This is a genomic window from Mesobacillus subterraneus (assembly GCF_000934845.1).
Classification (GTDB): domain Bacteria; phylum Bacillota; class Bacilli; order Bacillales; family Cytobacillaceae; genus Mesobacillus; species Mesobacillus stamsii.
In genome coordinates this window covers 69,627-87,426 of record NZ_JXIQ01000016.1, presented here as the reverse complement: position 1 = coordinate 87,426, position 17,800 = coordinate 69,627, and the positions used below count along the sequence as shown (strand labels likewise).

The 17,800-nt window shown below is 42.2% G+C and carries 9 protein-coding genes and 1 pseudogene; 4 read left to right on the top strand and 6 right to left on the bottom strand.

Going from position 1 to position 17,800, the window contains the following annotated elements:
* Nucleotide 1: 1 nt before the first annotated feature.
* Both fdhF and UB32_RS02520 read right to left on the bottom strand, forming a co-directional pair.
* The gene (gene fdhF, locus UB32_RS02525) at nucleotides 2–2,131 is read right to left on the bottom strand and encodes a formate dehydrogenase subunit alpha (RefSeq protein ID WP_128721474.1); all 2,130 of its coding nucleotides are present in this window, start codon (nucleotides 2,129–2,131) and stop codon (nucleotides 2–4) included.
* Entirely contained in the window at nucleotides 2,112–3,281 is a 1,170-nt protein-coding gene (locus UB32_RS02520; RefSeq protein ID WP_241768412.1) for an MFS transporter, read from the bottom strand. The genes fdhF and UB32_RS02520 overlap by 20 nt, the downstream gene beginning before the upstream one ends.
* 326 nt (nucleotides 3,282–3,607) lie before the next feature.
* Between UB32_RS02520 and UB32_RS02515 the strand changes: the two genes are divergently transcribed.
* The 4 genes and pseudogenes from UB32_RS02515 (at nucleotide 3,608) to UB32_RS02500 (ending at nucleotide 11,561) form a co-directional block, all read left to right on the top strand.
* The gene (locus tag UB32_RS02515; protein ID WP_044390923.1) at nucleotides 3,608–4,612 is read left to right on the top strand and encodes an NADPH:quinone oxidoreductase family protein; all 1,005 of its coding nucleotides are present in this window, start codon (nucleotides 3,608–3,610) and stop codon (nucleotides 4,610–4,612) included.
* A 292-nt stretch (nucleotides 4,613–4,904) separates the two neighbouring features.
* Nucleotides 4,905–7,095, top strand: a pseudogene (locus tag UB32_RS02510) (glycoside hydrolase family 3 N-terminal domain-containing protein).
* A gap of 14 nt (nucleotides 7,096–7,109) precedes the next feature.
* On the top strand, nucleotides 7,110–10,463 hold the full coding sequence (locus tag UB32_RS02505; RefSeq protein WP_044390921.1) for a GH36-type glycosyl hydrolase domain-containing protein: 3,354 nt from the start codon (nucleotides 7,110–7,112) through the stop codon (nucleotides 10,461–10,463).
* A gap of 132 nt (nucleotides 10,464–10,595) precedes the next feature.
* Nucleotides 10,596–11,561 (top strand): LacI family DNA-binding transcriptional regulator, encoded by a 966-nt coding sequence (locus UB32_RS02500; protein ID WP_044390919.1) that lies wholly within the window; start codon nucleotides 10,596–10,598, stop codon nucleotides 11,559–11,561.
* Nucleotides 11,562–11,644: 83 nt separating this feature from the next.
* On the opposite strand, the gene UB32_RS02495 is transcribed toward UB32_RS02500, so the two are convergent.
* The 4 genes from UB32_RS02495 to UB32_RS02480 form a co-directional block, all read right to left on the bottom strand.
* Complete coding sequence (locus UB32_RS02495; protein ID WP_084221689.1) at nucleotides 11,645–13,000, bottom strand: glucoamylase family protein; 1,356 nt, start codon at nucleotides 12,998–13,000, stop codon at nucleotides 11,645–11,647.
* 55 nt (nucleotides 13,001–13,055) lie between these two features.
* The gene (locus UB32_RS02490) at nucleotides 13,056–15,467 is read right to left on the bottom strand and encodes a beta-galactosidase (RefSeq protein WP_044390918.1); all 2,412 of its coding nucleotides are present in this window, start codon (nucleotides 15,465–15,467) and stop codon (nucleotides 13,056–13,058) included.
* 121 nt (nucleotides 15,468–15,588) lie between these two features.
* The gene (locus UB32_RS02485) at nucleotides 15,589–16,809 is read right to left on the bottom strand and encodes a glucoamylase family protein (RefSeq protein ID WP_044390916.1); all 1,221 of its coding nucleotides are present in this window, start codon (nucleotides 16,807–16,809) and stop codon (nucleotides 15,589–15,591) included.
* Nucleotides 16,810–16,848: 39 nt separating this feature from the next.
* Nucleotides 16,849–17,799, bottom strand: a complete 951-nt coding sequence (locus UB32_RS02480) for a carbohydrate ABC transporter permease (RefSeq protein ID WP_044390915.1) — start codon at nucleotides 17,797–17,799, stop codon at nucleotides 16,849–16,851.
* Nucleotide 17,800 lies beyond the last annotated feature (1 nt).

Genomic DNA, 17,800 nt, shown 5'->3' with positions numbered 1-17,800 from the left:
CCTATTTAGTCAGCTTTTCGAGTTTTACAGCACAGACTTTAAATTCAGGCATCCGCGAATATGGATCCAAGGCCGGACTGGTCAATTGATTGACTGATAGCTTTTTCCCCCAATGGTAAGGGACGAACATTGTGTCTTTACGGATTGCTTTTGTAATTTTTACCGGAGTGATCATCTCGCCGCGCGGGGTGGAAAGCTTCACTTTTTCCCCGTTCTCGACCTGGTACCGGCTAGCTAATTCAGGATGCATTTCTACGAATGGCTCAGAGCATTGCTCCATCAGGAAATCAACGCGTCTTGTCTGATTGCCAGTTAAATAGTGATAGACGACACGTCCTGTTGTCAGCCATAATGGATAATCCTTGGATTGAACTTCTGACGGTCCTTTAAAATCACAGACCGCCAAGTTAGCTTTTCCATCTTCCGTCGCGAAACGCTCCTGGAATACCGATGGAGTTCCTTTGTGGTCTTCCGTAGGTGCTGGCCAGAAAACGCCATCCTGCTCATCAATTTTTTCGTAAGTTACCCCAAAGTAGTCTGCTTTTCCGCCTTTTGAAGCAAGCCGAAGCTCGTCAAAAATCTCTCTTGGTTCGTTGTAGTCAAAGTATTTTCCTTTTCCTAGCCGTTCTGCAATCAAGCTCATGATTTCCCAGTCAGTCTTCGATTCGCCAAGTGGCTCGACTACTTTACGAATTCTGATCACACGTCCTTCGATGTTCGTTGTTGTTCCCTCATCTTCAGCCCAGGTTGCAGCCGGAAGTACGACATCCGCTAGCTCCGCTGTTTCTGACATAAAGAAATCATTTACAACCAAGAAGTCGAGCTTCTCTAATGAATCTTGGACATAGTTGATATTTGGCGATGAAACAACCGGATTCGAGCAGATGACATGCAAAGCGCGGATCGTCTTGTTTTGCATTAGATGGAACATTTCATATGCAGATACGCCCTCTTTCGGCATTTCTTCTGGCTTGATGCCCCAAACTCCTGCAACATGCTCCACATCCTGAGGATTTGCAATTTTACGGTATCCGGGAAGAGCATCTGCCTTCTGTCCGTGTTCGCGACCGCCCTGGCCATTGCCCTGACCGGTAAAAGTAGCCACACCTGAAGCGAATTTTCCGATTTGTCCTCTTAGTAATGCCATGGATGTGTATAAGCTTACGTTATCAACACCCGCAGTCTGCTGTTCCGCTCCGCGCGCAAACATGACGACTGAACGAGGAGATTTCCCAAAGATGTGTGCAGCCTTGATAATTTTTTCTTCTGCCACACGGGTAATTTTCGCCGTATATTCTGGGGTGAATTTGGCTGTCATTTCTTTTAGTTCTTCGAAATTATTGCAGCGTTCCCGGACATACTCGTGATCGACATAATCATGCTTAATCAAAAGATGCATGATGCCATTTGCCAGCGCTGCATCTGTTCCTGGCAGAAGATCGAGGTGAACGTCTGCCAAGCGGGCAGTTGTCGTTTCCCGAGGGTCAGCGACGATAAATTTCGCACCTTTATCCTTCGCTTTCCAAAACCACTGAATGCTTGTCGGGTGGCATTCCGCAGTGTTGGATCCTGCCATAAAAAAGGTATCTGAATGCTCAAGCTCCGTCCAAGGAAGTGTTGAGCCGCGGTCCATTCCAAGCGTTTTGTTAAAACCACCAGCAGCAGAACTCATGCAATAGCGACCATTGTAATCAATATAGCGAGTTCCAAGACCTACGCGGGCGTATTTGCCGACAAGGTAACATTTTTCATTCGTCATCGATACGCCGCCGTAAACGCCGATTGCATCTTTCCCGTAATTTTCCTGGAGTCCTCGATATTTGCTTTCAATCAAGTCCAGCGCTTCCTCCCAAGTTGCTTCGACGAACTGGCCGTTCTTTTTAATCAAAGGGGTCTTAATGCGGTCTGGGTGATCAATTGTCTGGTAAGCCGTTACCCCTTTTGGGCACATTTTCCCTTTTGTTAAAACCCAGTCATAACGTGGTTCCACACCGACAACCTTATTGTTCTTTTCATCAACACGAATGTGCATGCCACACTGCATGCCACAATAGCAGCAATGCGTTGAGACAAGCTTTTCCCCTTTGCGAATCTGGTTCTTTACGCCTTCTTTAACGAGATATTGGTTCATCGATTTTTTCCTCCTTTGCATCCTGGTCAAGTCCATAGAACTCTTCCGAGCGTTTTTTGCTGAAGCCTGATAAGTGAATTCCATTATTTGTGTTTACTGGTCCGTATGGGTTTCCTTGTGGAGATTCAAGATTCATTTGCTTCATTGCCCTCATCCTCCGGCGGCAGCCTGTGCAGTAATCGGAAAGATAGGTGCCATCAGCAAGCTGCAAATCGAAATTTTGGCTTTTTAAAATAGCCTGGACATCCGCGATCTGGTCATCATTGCTGTATGGCTGTCCGCAGCTTTTACATGATTTTGTATCCACCTTTATCACCTCTTGATAACTCATTGGTACAGCTGTAGCGAGCGGTCTTATTGGCACGTGAAATAATTTACCAAACGGAAAGTACATTAGCATAATGATAACTGTAACCTGGTGAATCAATGACATATAATGGTGCATCCAGCCACCCAGGAAAGTGTACATGATGGTTAAGAACAACCCTGTAACTGTTACTGCCAACAGAATAATCAATGGCAAAATATCGAACTCGAAGCGCTGTGTGACCTTTACATCGTAGTCAGTAATCCGTCGGTAAAGGGCCATCCCCGTGCCGATTAACACCATAATCGCTCCGATATTCAGGCCGTTGTAGACTATTTCTGCAAAAATCCCGTCCGCTGCCATCGTGATGGTTGGCATATCGAACACGATAATTTGGTATGTTTCCGAATCGATCAAGTCGAAGCGCATCCATCCAAACGTCAATCCGAAAGTGATCCCAAATGAAATGATACAGCCCCATGAAATCATCAAGTGCTGAATCCCACGGTATAATCCGCGCTTAAAAATGAATTTCTGCAAGATGATGTTATCGATCAATGTTCTGACTAGCGCTTTTCCATTCCGTTTCATTCTTTCTTTCGTAAAAAGATTCCCGATGCTTCGTTTAGCCACTCTGTTCGTCGCTTTGCGCCACATCCAGAAGCTCATCCTGATTGTCAAGCCAATCGCGAAAACCGCTGACGAAATGGCATATCCCAAAAGCGCCATGTCAATATGGACAAAGTTTGAAGTGGAAAACCACATAGAGAAAAATAAAATCATCACAGCGACAAAGGAATACATACTTGTTTTGGAGTAAAAGGATTTCTCGAATTTATACAAGCTTGCTACCTCCAGTAAAATCGTACTCGATTTAAAAAATAGGAAAAACAGATAAAATAGGGTGAAATTGTAAATAAATTGTGGATAGTGAAAAATTGATAGGCTCCTATTTTCCAGCCCTACCCTCACTGAACACCTTACGTACCTAAATCTTAAGGGAGGCAGATTAAAAGATATGTGAAGTCCGTCACACCATTCTAACTGGACACAAAATCGTAATAAGTTTTCGTCGGAGTTAACAATTCTATTTAGTAAAGTGGAGTTATTAGTAGCAAGGCAAAGTTTTCCTTATACTAGAACTATCAAGCCAAGAAAGGTTGGGAATTATGGACAATTTCAAAGCTTTTATCGTAAACAAAAAGGAAGAGGATTTTTCTGCTGAAGTAAGGATGATTCAACAGAAGGACCTTCCTGAAGGAGATGTGCTGATCAAAGTCGCCTATTCCAGTGTCAACTATAAGGATGGGCTGGCGAGCATCCCAAACGGCAAGATTGTTAGGTCTTACCCTTTCATCCCTGGAATCGACCTTGCCGGGACAGTTGTCTCCTCTGACGACAGCCGTTTCAAGGAAGGGGAGGCAGTGATTGCGACCAGCTATGAGATAGGTGTTTCCCACTATGGTGGGTACAGCGAGTATTCGAGGATACCAGGGGATTGGATTGTCCCATTGCCTGAAGGTCTTACTTTAAAAGAAGCAATGGTTTTCGGAACCGCGGGATTTACGGCAGCCTTGTCTGTCCATCGACTGGAAGAAAACGGTCTAACTCCGGAAAAAGGAAAAGTCCTTGTGACAGGAGCAACCGGCGGAGTTGGCAGCGTAGCAGTCGCGATGCTCGCCAAACGCGGGTATCACGTGGTAGCGAGCACAGGAAAACAATCAGAGCATGAATACCTCCGTAAAATCGGGGCAGCAGAGATCATCAGCCGGGAAGAATTAGTCGGAGAAAAAATAAAACCTCTTGATAAGCAGTTATGGGCAGCGGCTGTCGACCCAGTTGGCGGCAAGACATTGTCGGCCATCCTGCCTAAGCTCGATTACAACGGTTCAGTCGCAGTCAGCGGGTTGACCGGCGGAACAGACGTCCAAACAACGGTATTCCCGTTCATCCTGAGAGGAATCAACCTCCTTGGCATCGATTCCGTATACTGCCCGATGAAAACAAGAAAGCTTCTATGGCAGCGAATGGCCACAGATTTGAAGCCGGAGGGACTGTTGGATACCATCAAAAGTGAAGTGTCATTGGAAGAATTGCCAGCCGTCCTTACACGCATTTTAAAAGGCGAAAACCGCGGCAGAACCATTGTGAAGATTAACCCAACCGACTTCTAGCAGGAAAAAACAGCCCGAATTCTGTGAATTCGGGCTGTTTTTCAAGCTTCTTGGAATAACGAGAACACCTAAAATTTTGAAAGTTAAGGAACTTGATTTTTGTAATTTGTTAGTTTTTATTTAATGGTCAAATCAAATATTCCAGACATTAGAATTAATTAACGACTATTTTGTGACGCAATTTTGAACTGTTTAAAAACATAATAAAACCGTTGATAATTCGTTGACTGCATATGTGTAAGCGTTTATAATTTCATTATCGAAACGTTTCGATAAGATTGGAGGAATATAGATGGCTCACGTTAAAATCGGAGAAATATTAAATAAAATGACTTTAGAGGAAAAAATTAGCCAACTTATCCAATTAGCAACTCCGTTTTATAAGGGAGCTTCTGATGGAGGGAAAATAACAGGACCACTTGAAGAAATGGGGATATCAGAAGAAATAGTTAGAAATTCAGGTTCTGTGCTTGGTGCATCAGGTGCAAAAGAAATAATTAGAATCCAAAAGAAATATTTAGAAGAAAACAGAAACGGCATTCCTTTATTATTTATGGCTGATGTAGTACACGGCTTCAAAACCATCTTCCCCATTCCGCTTGCAATCGGCTGTTCATGGGATGCTGAATTAGCCGAAAAGTCAGCATCAATTGCGGCGCATGAAGCAGCAGTATCCGGAGTTCATGTTACCTTCGCTCCCATGGTTGATTTGGTTCGCGATCCGCGGTGGGGACGAGTAATGGAATCTACCGGTGAAGATCCATACTTAAACAGTCTATTTGCAAGAGCCTTCGTACGTGGTTTCCAGGGTTCTGATTTAACAAATGACTATACACGGGTTGCCGCATGTGTCAAGCACTTCGCAGCATATGGTGCCGCTGAAGGAGGACGTGATTATAATACAGTCGATATGTCTGAAAGAACACTTCGTGAACAATATCTTCCTGCCTATAAGGCTGCTCTTGAGGAAGGCTGTGAGATGGTCATGACTTCTTTCAATACTGTAGACGGAATTCCGGCAACTGGAAATAAACCCCTGATGCGTGGTATTTTGCGAGATGAGTGGGGTTTTGAAGGGGTTTTGAAGGGGTTTTGAAGGGGTTTTGATATCCGATTGGGATGCCATCAGAGAGATGATCGACCATGGTGTCGCAAGCGATGAAACGGAAGCGGCCTTGCTTGCAATCGAAGCGGGTGTTGATATTGACATGATGACACACTGCTATGTAAACAACCTGAAAAAGCTTATCGACAATGGAGTGTTAGAGGAGAATCTCATAGATGAAGCCGTTCTCCGTATTCTTCAGTTAAAAGCTAAATTAGGATTATTCGAGAATCCATACAGAGGAGCCGACGTAGATAAGGAAAAAGAAGTCGTTCTTTCTAATACTAATAGGAAGATAGCACGAGAAGTTGCAGCAAAATCCTGTGTATTGTTAAAAAACAATGGAGTACTTCCATTAAAGTCTAATCAGAAAATTGCACTTATTGGTCCGTTTGCTGAAAACAGCGATATTCTGGGATCCTGGTCTTGGCATGGTAAAAGAGAAGACGCAGTGACACTCCGTGAAGGTGTCTTGAAAAAAATTGATACCTCTCTCGTTCTCAGCTCCAAAGGCTGTGAAATAGATGTGGGGACTGAAGAACAATTAATAGCTGCTATTGAAATTGCAAAGGGAGCAGATATCCTGGTCCTAGCACTCGGGGAGAAATCAGAAATGAGCGGAGAAGCCAACTGCAGGGCTAATATCAAACTGCCGCGAGTCCAGATTGAACTGGTCAGGAAGCTTCATGCACTTGGAAAACCAATGGTAGCAGTCCTCTTCAATGGGCGGCCGCTTGATCTTCATGGAGTAATTGATGAAGCAGATGCAGTTCTTGAAGCTTGGTACCCTGGAACTGAGGGTGGCGTAGCAGTTGCTGACATTTTATTCGGCGATATAAATCCCTCTGGACGCTTGTCAATGTCATTCCCTTATTCAGTTGGTCAGATTCCTGTTTACTATAATAGCTTTAACACTGGCCGCCCAAAGGCAAATGATGAAGATGATCAGGCTTATGTCTCAAAATATCTTGATATACCTAATAGCCCACTGTTTCCTTTCGGATTTGGTCTAAGTTATTCATGCTTTGAGTACAGTAATCCTGCTATCTCATCAGACGAATTCAATCCTGATTCATCAATCACTGTTTCTGTGACTATAAAAAATACAGGTAGTGTTTTCGGTGAAGAAACTGTTCAACTTTATCTCCGAGACATGTCAGGTGAGGTAGTTAGACCTATCAAAGAATTGAAAGCATTTAAAAAAATTGGATTGGAACCAGGGCAGTTGGAGAAAATTACATTCACCATTACTGAAGATATGCTTAAATATCATCATGCCAACACGGAGTATAAAAGTGATCCAGGATTATTTACAGCATATATAGGGCCAAACAGCCTGGACGTCAAATCCCTTTCTTTTACTCTTAAAAAAACATAAATGGAGGCTATATCATGCCAATCCTAAAAGAATCAATGTTTACAATTGAAGAAGGCAAGTTCTGTTTCACATTTCTTAACACAGGTGACCTCTACATTGCAACACATGAACATATTATGCTAAACCAGATCATTGGCAACCCGGTGGACGGATCGCTAAATAATCTCTACTTACGTTTTTTTGATGAGCGGGAGGTTGTAGATGCAGTTCCATTATTAGGAGTAAAGTCAAAAAGCACATTAAAACACTCAGACAAGAAGGTTGTCTGGGAAGGCACAGCGAGACAGATATTATATAAAGTCACGTTCATTCTTAGCGAATCCGGCGTGTGGTTCTGGAATGTCGAACTAGAAGGTTCAGGTGCGGAGGTAGATGTAATTTACGCACAAGATATCGGCCTTGCCAGCCAGGGAGCAGTAAGATCCAATGAATCTTATATGTCGCAATATATTGATCATCAAGTATTTAATGATAATAATGGTTATGTCATTTGTTCAAGACAGAATATGCCACAGCCAGGAGGATTTCCCTACCTGCAGCAAGGTTCGCTTACAAAGACAACCGGCTATTTAACAGACGGTTTCCAGTTTTACGGATTATCCTACAAGGAAACTAATAAGCCAGAAGCGCTGAAAAAATTAGAATTGCCAAATTATGTATATCAGTATGAATTTGCATTCGCTGCATTACAATCTGCCAAAGTTTTGATCGATGGCAAGGAACAATTCATTTTTTACAGTTTATTCAAAGAAAATCACACTGAAGCAGTTACTGAAATTGAATTTCGAGATGAAGTTGAAAAGACATGGAAAGCAATACAAACTACTGATAGTAATTGGAATGATGTTCCACAGATTCATTTATCAGAGACCTTTGGAAGCCCAATTAAAACTGAAAAGTTCACCAGTGAAGAAATAGACAACCTTTTCCCCAAGCGGATCCTCGAGGAATCTAAAGACGGCACTCTGCTCAGTTTCTTTACTGCAACATATGAACATATCGTTCTAAAAGAAAAGGAACTTTTAGTTGAGCGCCCGCATGGAACAATCGTGATGACAGGAAACAATGATTCCATAAAATCCAACACTTTGACGACAACATCCTATATGTATGGAATTTTCAATTCCCAAATCGTTGTTGGAAATACATCCTTCAATAAAATGGTGACAAATGCACGCAACGCGTTAAACGTTCTGAAAACCAGTGGTCAGCGACTCTATATCGAGCTTGAAGGCAAGTTTCGACAATTAACTATGCCTTCACTGTTTGAAATGGGATTCAATTACACACGCTGGTATTACAAATTTGCTGCAGACACCATCATTGTTACGAACTTCACTGCTGTCGATTCACCAGAGCTGATCCTGAACGTGAAATCATCACTAGGAAAAGATTACCGTTTCATTGTTACGAATCAGGTGACGATGAACGGAAATGAGTACGAAGTGCCTTTCCATATCGAAAATGAAGGCCAGACAATTACCTTCCGTGCTGACGAAAGATCTGATAGTGGCCAAACATACCCTAATCTTAGTTATCGCCTCCATTTGGTTGGTGCAGAGATGAACTTGGCAGGCGAAGAAGTATTTTCTCCAGACTTTGCAACCGATGTCTCAAGCTTGGTTGTATTGAAACTGGAGAAGTCCTCCCAATGGACAATGACCATCCAAGGACTTCTTCATGGTGAAGAAATCCCTCTGTTCAAAGGAACAAAGGGCGAAGAGATTGCTAAGTACCGCAGCTATTTCAAAAAAGTGATGAACGACTTTAAGTTATCAAAAGATAATTCCGGAGATTCAATCGAAAAAGTTAATGCGCTGGCATGGTGGTATACACACAATATGCTTGTTCACTTCTCTGTCCCCCACGGCCTTGAACAATATGGCGGCGCCGCTTGGGGAACCCGGGATGTTTGCCAGGGGCCAGTGGAATACTTTCTGGCAAACCAAAATGACTATACGGTAAAAGAAATTATTAAAACTGTTTATAAACACCAATTTGAGGATGATGGGAACTGGCCGCAATGGTTTATGTTCGATAATTATTTCCGGATCCAAGCAGATGAAAGCCACGGGGATATTATTGTCTGGCCATTAAAGGTCCTCGCAGATTATTTAAGGGTAACCAGTGATTTTGCTTTTTTAAAGGAAAAAGTTCCTTATACGATAAGAGGCAGCTTCCTGTTCACTGAAGAGGAAGCGACGATTCTTGAGCATGCGAAGAAGGAAATCCAGTATATTAAGGACCACTTCCTGCATGATACTTTCCTTTCTTCCTATGGAGACGGTGATTGGGATGATACGCTTCAGCCTGCAAACGCACAATTGAAGCAATATATGATCAGCAGTTGGACAGTATCCCTTACGTATCAAGCACTGAATACTCTTTCGAGTGTTCTTGAAAGCGTTGAAGCAGATGAGGCAAGGGAATTAAAGGCACTGGCTGATGGCATTGAGACAGACTTTAACAAATATTTGCTGCAAACCGATGTGGTTCCTGGGTTCGTCTATATGGAGGAGCCCGGAAAGCTAGAATTGATGGTTCATCCAGAGGACACAAAAACGGGTATCCATTATCGCCTGTTGCCAATGACAAGAAGCATAATCAGTGAATTACTGACACCAGAACAGGCAGAGAACCATTATAAGTTGATAAAGGAAAAATTGTACTGCCCGGATGGCGTTCGCCTGATGAATCGTCCTGCCCAATATGAAGGCGGCGTTAGTACCAACTTTAAACGGGCAGAACAGGCAGCGAATTTCGGACGTGAAATCGGGCTTCAATATGTGCATGCTCACATCCGCTTTGTTGAAGCAATGGCGAAACTCGGCAAGACTAACGAAGTATGGAAAGGGTTGGAAATGATCAATCCAGTCCGTCTCCAGGATGCTGTACCAAATGCAGAATTACGCCAAAGCAATGCATATTTCAGCAGTTCAGATGGTAAATTTAATAACCGCTACGAGGCACAAGAACGATTCGATGAATTAAGAAAAGGTACTGTCCCTGTAAAGGGCGGATGGCGTATCTATTCTAGCGGTCCTGGGATCTATATGAATCAGTTGGTCTCAAATAGCTTGGGAATACGCAGGAAATCAGGGGATCTTATCATTGACCCAATTCTTCCTTCCGAGTTGGATGGCTTAAGGTTTAAATTCACCTATCAAAACAAGCCGATAACCTTTAACTACCATTTAAAAGGCAGCCAAAATCAAACTGTCGAAATTAATGGTGAAAAAATCGAAGCAATTGCTCTATCAAACCGTTATCGTCAAGGAGGCTTCCTAATCAGCAAGGAATTGCTTGACGAAAAGCTTTTGGCAAAAAACAATATGATTGATATATATATATGTAATGAAGCTTTGTAATCTTTTAGGATAAATTCAAGCCAGCAGCCATTGTTTTGCTGCCGGCTCTCTATGCACTCTAATACTGTATGAAACTATGGAAACAGAGTTATAATAAAAGGATAGTTCATGCAATAGATAGGGGAGAACGAAGTGGCAGGCATAAAAGATATCGCGAAGAGTGCGGGTGTTTCAATTTCTACTGTTTCATATGCTTTAAATGGCAGCTCTAAAGTCACAGAGGAGACGAGAAAAAAGATATTGGCAGTTGCAAAGGAATTAAATTATATTCCTAATGCAGCTGCCCGTAACTTAAAAAAGCGGGAAACAAGGATTATAGGAGCATTTTTAACAGACTATAGCGGATCCTTTTATGGACAACTTCTGCAGGGAATGCGTGAAGCACTTACCAAAAATGGTTATGAGTTGATTGTTTGCACTGGAAAACAATCCCACAGATTCTTACCTGAACGGATGATTGATGGAGCAATCATTTTGGATGCGAATTTTGATAATTCTGAATTAATTTCATATGCGGAGCGGGGTCATAAAATTGTTGTGTTGGACCGTGAGCTCGATCACCCTAATATCACCCAGGTCCTCCTTGACAACAAAACCGGAGCAGCACTGGCGATTGGCAGGCTTATTGAAGCAGCATTAAAAAAAATCTACGCAGTAACAGGCCCATCTGATTCCTATGATTCCATCAAACGTCTTGAATCAGTCAGGAGCTTGATGACTCAGCATAAAGACATTCAGTATACCGAGATTCCTGGTCATTTCAACAAAGAATCAGGGGAACAGGCGGCGAAACAAATTACCACTGGATTTAATGGGCCTGTTGGAGTGTTCTGTTTCAACGATGAAATGGCCATCGGCATGTACGATTATTTGTCTAAAACAGAGTATGAAATCGGCAAAGATATCAATATCATTGGTTTCGATAATATTGAAGTATCGGCATATATTGTTCCGAGACTGACAACGATTGCCTATTCAAAGAAAAGCTGGGGTGCTCTTGCCTCAGATGCCTTACTGGCTACCATCAGCGGAGTGGAAGCAGCTCAGAAAAAGCAAGTCATCCAGGTAAGCCTTTTTGAAGGTGATTCGGTAAAATAATAAATCTCATTAAAATTGTGGGATAATGGGAAAAAGCTTGGTCATTTGAGCAAGCTTTTTCTCTAATTAACAATGTCAAGCTGCTATCGGATCATAAAATCCTCTTCTAAAAGCAGATATTCAGCCTCGCTGGCAATCTTATTACTGTGGAAATGGTCACGTATTATTCCATCCAAAAGATAATTCGTAACTGAAACCATGATCATTCCCTGGTCCAGAGCAAGATAGGCTTCTGTAACCCTATTGGTATTCAAATTGACAGAATCATAGAATCCATACTTGCCGTAGATTTTCATTTCCTTTAGCACCTTTATATTTTCCATGACATCTTGCTTTGCATATTCAAGGGCAAGAAATGATGCATATGCTGTAACGGTGCCATCATCCTTATAGCCGGAAATTCCTAACGGAGTAGCAGCAAATTCACTATACCCATCAGGAGTGGCTGCCGGAGATAAACCCCAGGCAGAGTATCCCTTCTCCTTGGCATATGCAATTTGAAGGTTGACGTAATGCTGATTGTTCAAACCAAGCCCATTCTTCCCAAGTTCTTTCTCTTTCATGATCATCCCGGGCATCATAGCCTCGAACATACTTCCGCCCCATGTGGGAACATATTTCACTCCGTTGTATTCATAATGTCCTTGGAACAAGTCAATCCCGTGATAATTCCGCATTTCTCCTTTTGGAGTCTGGGATTGCCAGTTATCTTTTGCAGGCTGAGTGCGATACATTTTCCACCAATGATCTGCGCTAACATCCCCTTTTCCAATTGCTATATAACTGCCCAGACGAGGTTCTGTATAAAAAGTTCCATAGTGATGTCCGGTGTATTCTCCTTTATCCACAAAATATCCTCCGCGGAACTGACCAACTTTTGGATCATATAAAGCAGAAAAATCCATACTTTTTACAATTTTGCTAGTCTGGCTCTGCAAGGAGGGGTATGCTTGGCCGGAAGTAATCAAGCCTGCTGACAGCCAACCATTGTCAACCTGGGAAATGAACTGACCCCAGTCCTTCATTATTGACCCATCTTTCGTATAATACCAATTATAGTAAAGGCCGTTCCATTTATCCATCTTCTCCAGTGTGTTCAGTATCTTTTGAATACGGCTGATTGCTTCTTTCCCGGAAATAAAACCTAGTTCATCCGCTGAAATAGTACTCAGCATATACATAGCTATATTGGTCGGAGATGTATGCTTGCCTTCCTCTAGGTCTTCATTTTTTATTCGGACAATATCATAAGGCAAGCCAGTTTCATAGTCCGTGAAATCCTCAAAGTAGCGATACGTGTCTTCTGCGATCGTTTTTAGTTCCTTTTTAAAATTCCATTCCTCCTTCGCCTTGTTTATTGCAGACAAAATTAGTGATGTTGCGACTACAACAACAAAGACTAAAATCAGGATCGAGATTTTCTTTTGTTTACGCAACATAGTGTTTCACCTCCTTGAATAGGAACAAAGCATATGTGGTATAGACTTGTATAGCTTAAGCAAAATGGACAATCAGTTGGTCATTAACCTTGCTATGATTCTTTGAAATTACTTTCACTAATGTTTCTTCAAACTTTAACTCGTAGTTTTCAGAAGGTTTTATTCCAACTCCTGCTTTGAAGGCGATTACATCCTGGTTTTGTGTCAGACGGAATTCAATTGAATCTTCCTTAATAGCTATGATTTCAGCTGTAGACCATACGATTTTCCTGTTACCGAATGCCATATTGAAGGGAAGCATGACGCCCTCTTTGCACTGAAGGGTTATTTCTTTCCCACCGAACAAAACTGTACCTTGTTCACAGATATGGAAGCTCTTATCAAAACCGTCTAGATTCAGCAGATGGATGAATCTTTCCCCTTCCTTGTTGGCTGTAGACGTCATGAAAATTCCATGATCTTTGAAATCATGTGTTAACTTAGCCTTTGCGCCTAGCCTTTCTAGTGCCTCCTTGATAAACTGAAAATCTCCAGGGAGAGCTCCGGCAATAACAATGGCTCCTCCCTTTCCATTGCTTGTCTGAAAACCACAAACTTCATCGGTTCCATATACTCTGAAAAGCGGAGTGGTTTTGTCCACGTCAAACACCTGAGCAAAATATGAACGAATCTCCGGTCTTGGAGCAGCCCATCCGTCTGCATAGAGGGATAAGTAAAATTCCCCAGAATCCCTCAGTATTCCCTTATGCTTAACGCCAAAGGCATCTGCCAGAATCGTGCAGTCCTTTCCCTCCATATCATATTGTGGAACCTCTCCATAAAGAAGAACTCCGCCTCCTGTTTCCATATACTCCACTAGCTTTAGCTGGATATTCGCACTCATATACCTGGCAGAAGGCAGCGCGAGAACCGGAGTTTCTTTAGGAGAAAGTGGCCTATTCTGGATATCTGTAGCTCCAAAACGATAACCTGATAGTAGCATTCCTCTCGCCATCATTTCCCATGATCCGGAGGCGCGATTAGCTTCAAGATTGGCGGTAATTGCAGCCATTTTCTCACTCTTTGCATAGCGGTATTCTGTCATATAATAATCCGGAATGAAAGCAAATTTGACATCATCTCGCTCCTCATCCATGGCAGCCGCCTTTTCTGCCACTGCCATTATCGTCCTGATTCCCCTAGCCATTCTCGGGAATGTATAATTAAGCTCGCCTTCAGGACTGACAGGTGCAGCAAAACCATGCCTTTCGCCTGTAAAAGCGATTCGGTCATTTCCATCATTAAGAGGGACATCCCACCGAAAGTTATAACCACCTGTGAACAGGTAATAATTGATCATGCGATTTCCCTGAGCAATGCACATTCTCGCCTTCAGATCAGCTGCTGATGGATCATATCGGCCACCGTAGGTATTTCCAAAATTTCCATCACCGCAATTGAATTCTACGGATGTCAGCGGCTGATCCGGAAGATGGACTGAATCCATGAAACCATTGATCAAATAAAGATCCTGAAAGTTATTCATCTCTAAATCTCCAAAATAGATATCAGAGCCTGATAGATAACCAGGTCCCTGGGTATATGACTCGTACAGCTGACTAATGCCAATGGGGAATGTGAAACCTCTCAGGCCGCCCGTCCCGTGAATATTCACAACGAAAGGAATATTTTTCACTCCGTACTCTTCAGCATAGCCACGAAGGGTGGCGACATATCTGGCAAAACGATTTCTCATATAATAACCAAGATCTTTCATAAGCTGCGGTGCATAAGATTCCTTTGGTGACCGAATCGCATTATTTCGCGCTTGCATTTCGCGTAAATCAAATGGATACCTTTCAGAGAGTACCTCAGGCTTATATTCTTTTTCGAGCCATGCAGCAAAATCCATTAGGACGTTTTCAGTCAAATCAGGTGTATTGCTGACCCAGGAAAGCATACCAATCTCATTATCAAGTTGGAAAGCGATGATTTTTCCACCATTTTGGTGAAGGTGGGGGGTTACCGTTTCGACAACTGCCTTATACCACTTCTTTGCAGCATTTAAAAAGCGCGGAGCCAGATAATCAATAGTCTTCGTAGTCGCTGTCTTTTTGTTCCAGCCTGTCGGAATAACTTCTGGATATTTTTCATAAATCCAAAATGGTAGTCCCTCATTTTTCATTTCCGCCATAATAAATGGGCCCGGGCGAAGGAAAAAGTAGAAATCATTCTTTTCACAAAGCTCAATGAACCCTTTCAAATCCAGTTCGGGACGAGTTTTACCGATAAGGTCAATCTTCCCTTCTGTCGGCTCGTGGATCAACCAGGGAACATATGTAGAAACAGCGTTGCAGCCGGCAAGCTTTAATTTATCTAAGCGATCCTGCCATTCACTTGGTGGGAGCCTAAAATAATGGATTTCTCCAGCCATGATAAGCTCAGGTTTACCGTCTATAACAATTTGTTTGTCTTTGATTTCTATCACCGCTAACACTTCCTTCCCTTAGCATTCTGCATTTATCAATTAATAGACTAATTTTTTCGAACTTCGTTGTTAAGTAAAAAGATAGCGGCCAAAAAAGCATTCAAGTTTGTATAGTCTTCCCTCACAAAGATCCGGAATCCTTTTTATTCCAATCCAGCAACTTAATTCCTTTTTGAACAACTTTGTTTTTCATATATAAGTCCCAGACAAGGCCTGATCGGTAATTTTCAATCATTAAAAGAGTAATGCCTTTGTCGATTCCGATGACATGATTTGCGTACCACTCCGGGGTGACATCCAAATTATACGCATCCACAAAGCCGTATTCTCCCCATAGCTTTGAATGTTTGCCATAATAGTATTCCATAGCCGAAATCGATTCTTCTGGTGTAAAAACAATCGATCCTGCTGCTCCCGATGGCGCAACTGTTCCATCATTTTTTGATGTTACATTCGGATGATAAGGTGGTGTTCCTGGACCGCCATATCCATTTGGGGTAGAGCATGCTGTAAGACCCCATGAATTTTCGTGGTATGTTTTAAAATTTCCATGTTCATTGATACAATATTGACGGTTCGCCTTTGATGCTTTTACTGAATTCTCAAACCAATCGATTCCATCACTGTCGAGGTATTTGTTGAAATCGAACCAAGCATGGGAGTATTGGTGTGTGAACAGGCTGCCACCTGGTGAATTATAAAATTCATAACCGCCATATTCCCCCAGCCTTCTCTCAAAACCCTCATAGATCTTCACTGGGACAGGATGCGTCTCTGAAGCAACTCCAAGAATGTACTGCATCATTTGTTCAGCATACATGTCCCAATGGTGAAAGCCTCCTGTCTCCGGTTTGTAGCCCATGTAAAACTGATTGACTGAATGATCATAATACATCATCCAATCAACACGATCGTAGATTTTCTCAAAGAGTTCAGCAATCTCGCCACCAAAGTATTCAGCAGAGGTTATGGCTCCATTTAATAGGATAGAAGTATCAATGATGGAAGCACAATCATAAAAAGATTCATTTTTTTTGCCTGTTTCCATATTTAAAAAATGATAGAAAAAGCCTCTTTCATGTTCAACATTATTCCAGAAGGTCTTCAGGGTACCTTTTGTTCTTTCGTAACCTTCTTCTCTTGTGATCCATCCTCTTTCGATGCCAATTATTATTGCCGTAAGACCGAAACCTACAGAGGCAATACTCGCAACTTCCTTGTTTGCAGATTGATCCAGAATCAGTCCGTATCCTGGTGAATCAGGGTTCGTATTCGCTTCATTCCAGAAAAACTCAAAGCTTCTTTTGGCTTCTAATTCAATAACAAACGGCAATTTCCTCATAATAATTCCCTCCAAAGTCTAATATATTAAGTATTGAGTCTATTCACCCGTAATACCTGATCTGTCCACACCCTCGACAAACCATCTTTGGGTAATGAAATAAACTATAAGCAGCGGTAGTATGGAAAGCAAAGTTCCTGCCATCTTGATTCCTTCATTAAGCTTATTTCCACTAAGACCCATTTCTGCAGGAAACATTTGCTGATAAGTTGCAACGAACTTCTGTAGCTGCAGCGGCAATGTCGTTAGAGAATCTCCAAAATAAATGGCTGCCAGGTAGGTTTCATTCCAATACCATACGAACGAGAATAAGAATGAAATAATGATTCCTGGTACTGCCATTGGCAGAGCGATCGTGAAGAAAATCCTGAAATGACCGGCACCATCAATCTGCGCTGCCTCTTCCAAAGCTTTAGGCACCATCCTGAAAAATTGGTAGAAAATGAGGATGAAAATGGCACTGTTCAACCCCTGACCAAAAGCTGCAGGTAGCAGGAATGCATTCAGACTGCCCAGAATATTCAATTCGTTGAAGAAGATATATCTAGGAATCAACGTTACCTGTGGCGGAATGATGAATGTTGCGAGCACCAGTATAAATATTACTTTCTTTCCCTTAAAATCAAAACGTGCCAATCCATAACCGACGACAGCCCCAACAGCTGTCTGTGCTACAGCCGGAATTGCAGCTACATATAACGTTTCCAAAAGAGTCGGAATGAAATTAAGAACCTCATACGCTCTTTTATAGTTTTCTAGATAGAGCTGAGTAGGTATCCAGTTAACAAGTGGATTTAGGAGATCATCCAAGCTTTTGAAGCTGTATGATCCCATGTAGATCAAAGGATAGATGTATACAAATCCAATTCCTACAAGCAGTCCGTAAATCAGCAATTTAAAAAGAATTCCGTCTGTTCCCTGCATTCCAAGAATCATTCTTTTCATTTTTATATAATAATTAGTAAATAGCTGCCTCTTTGTTTTCTCCATT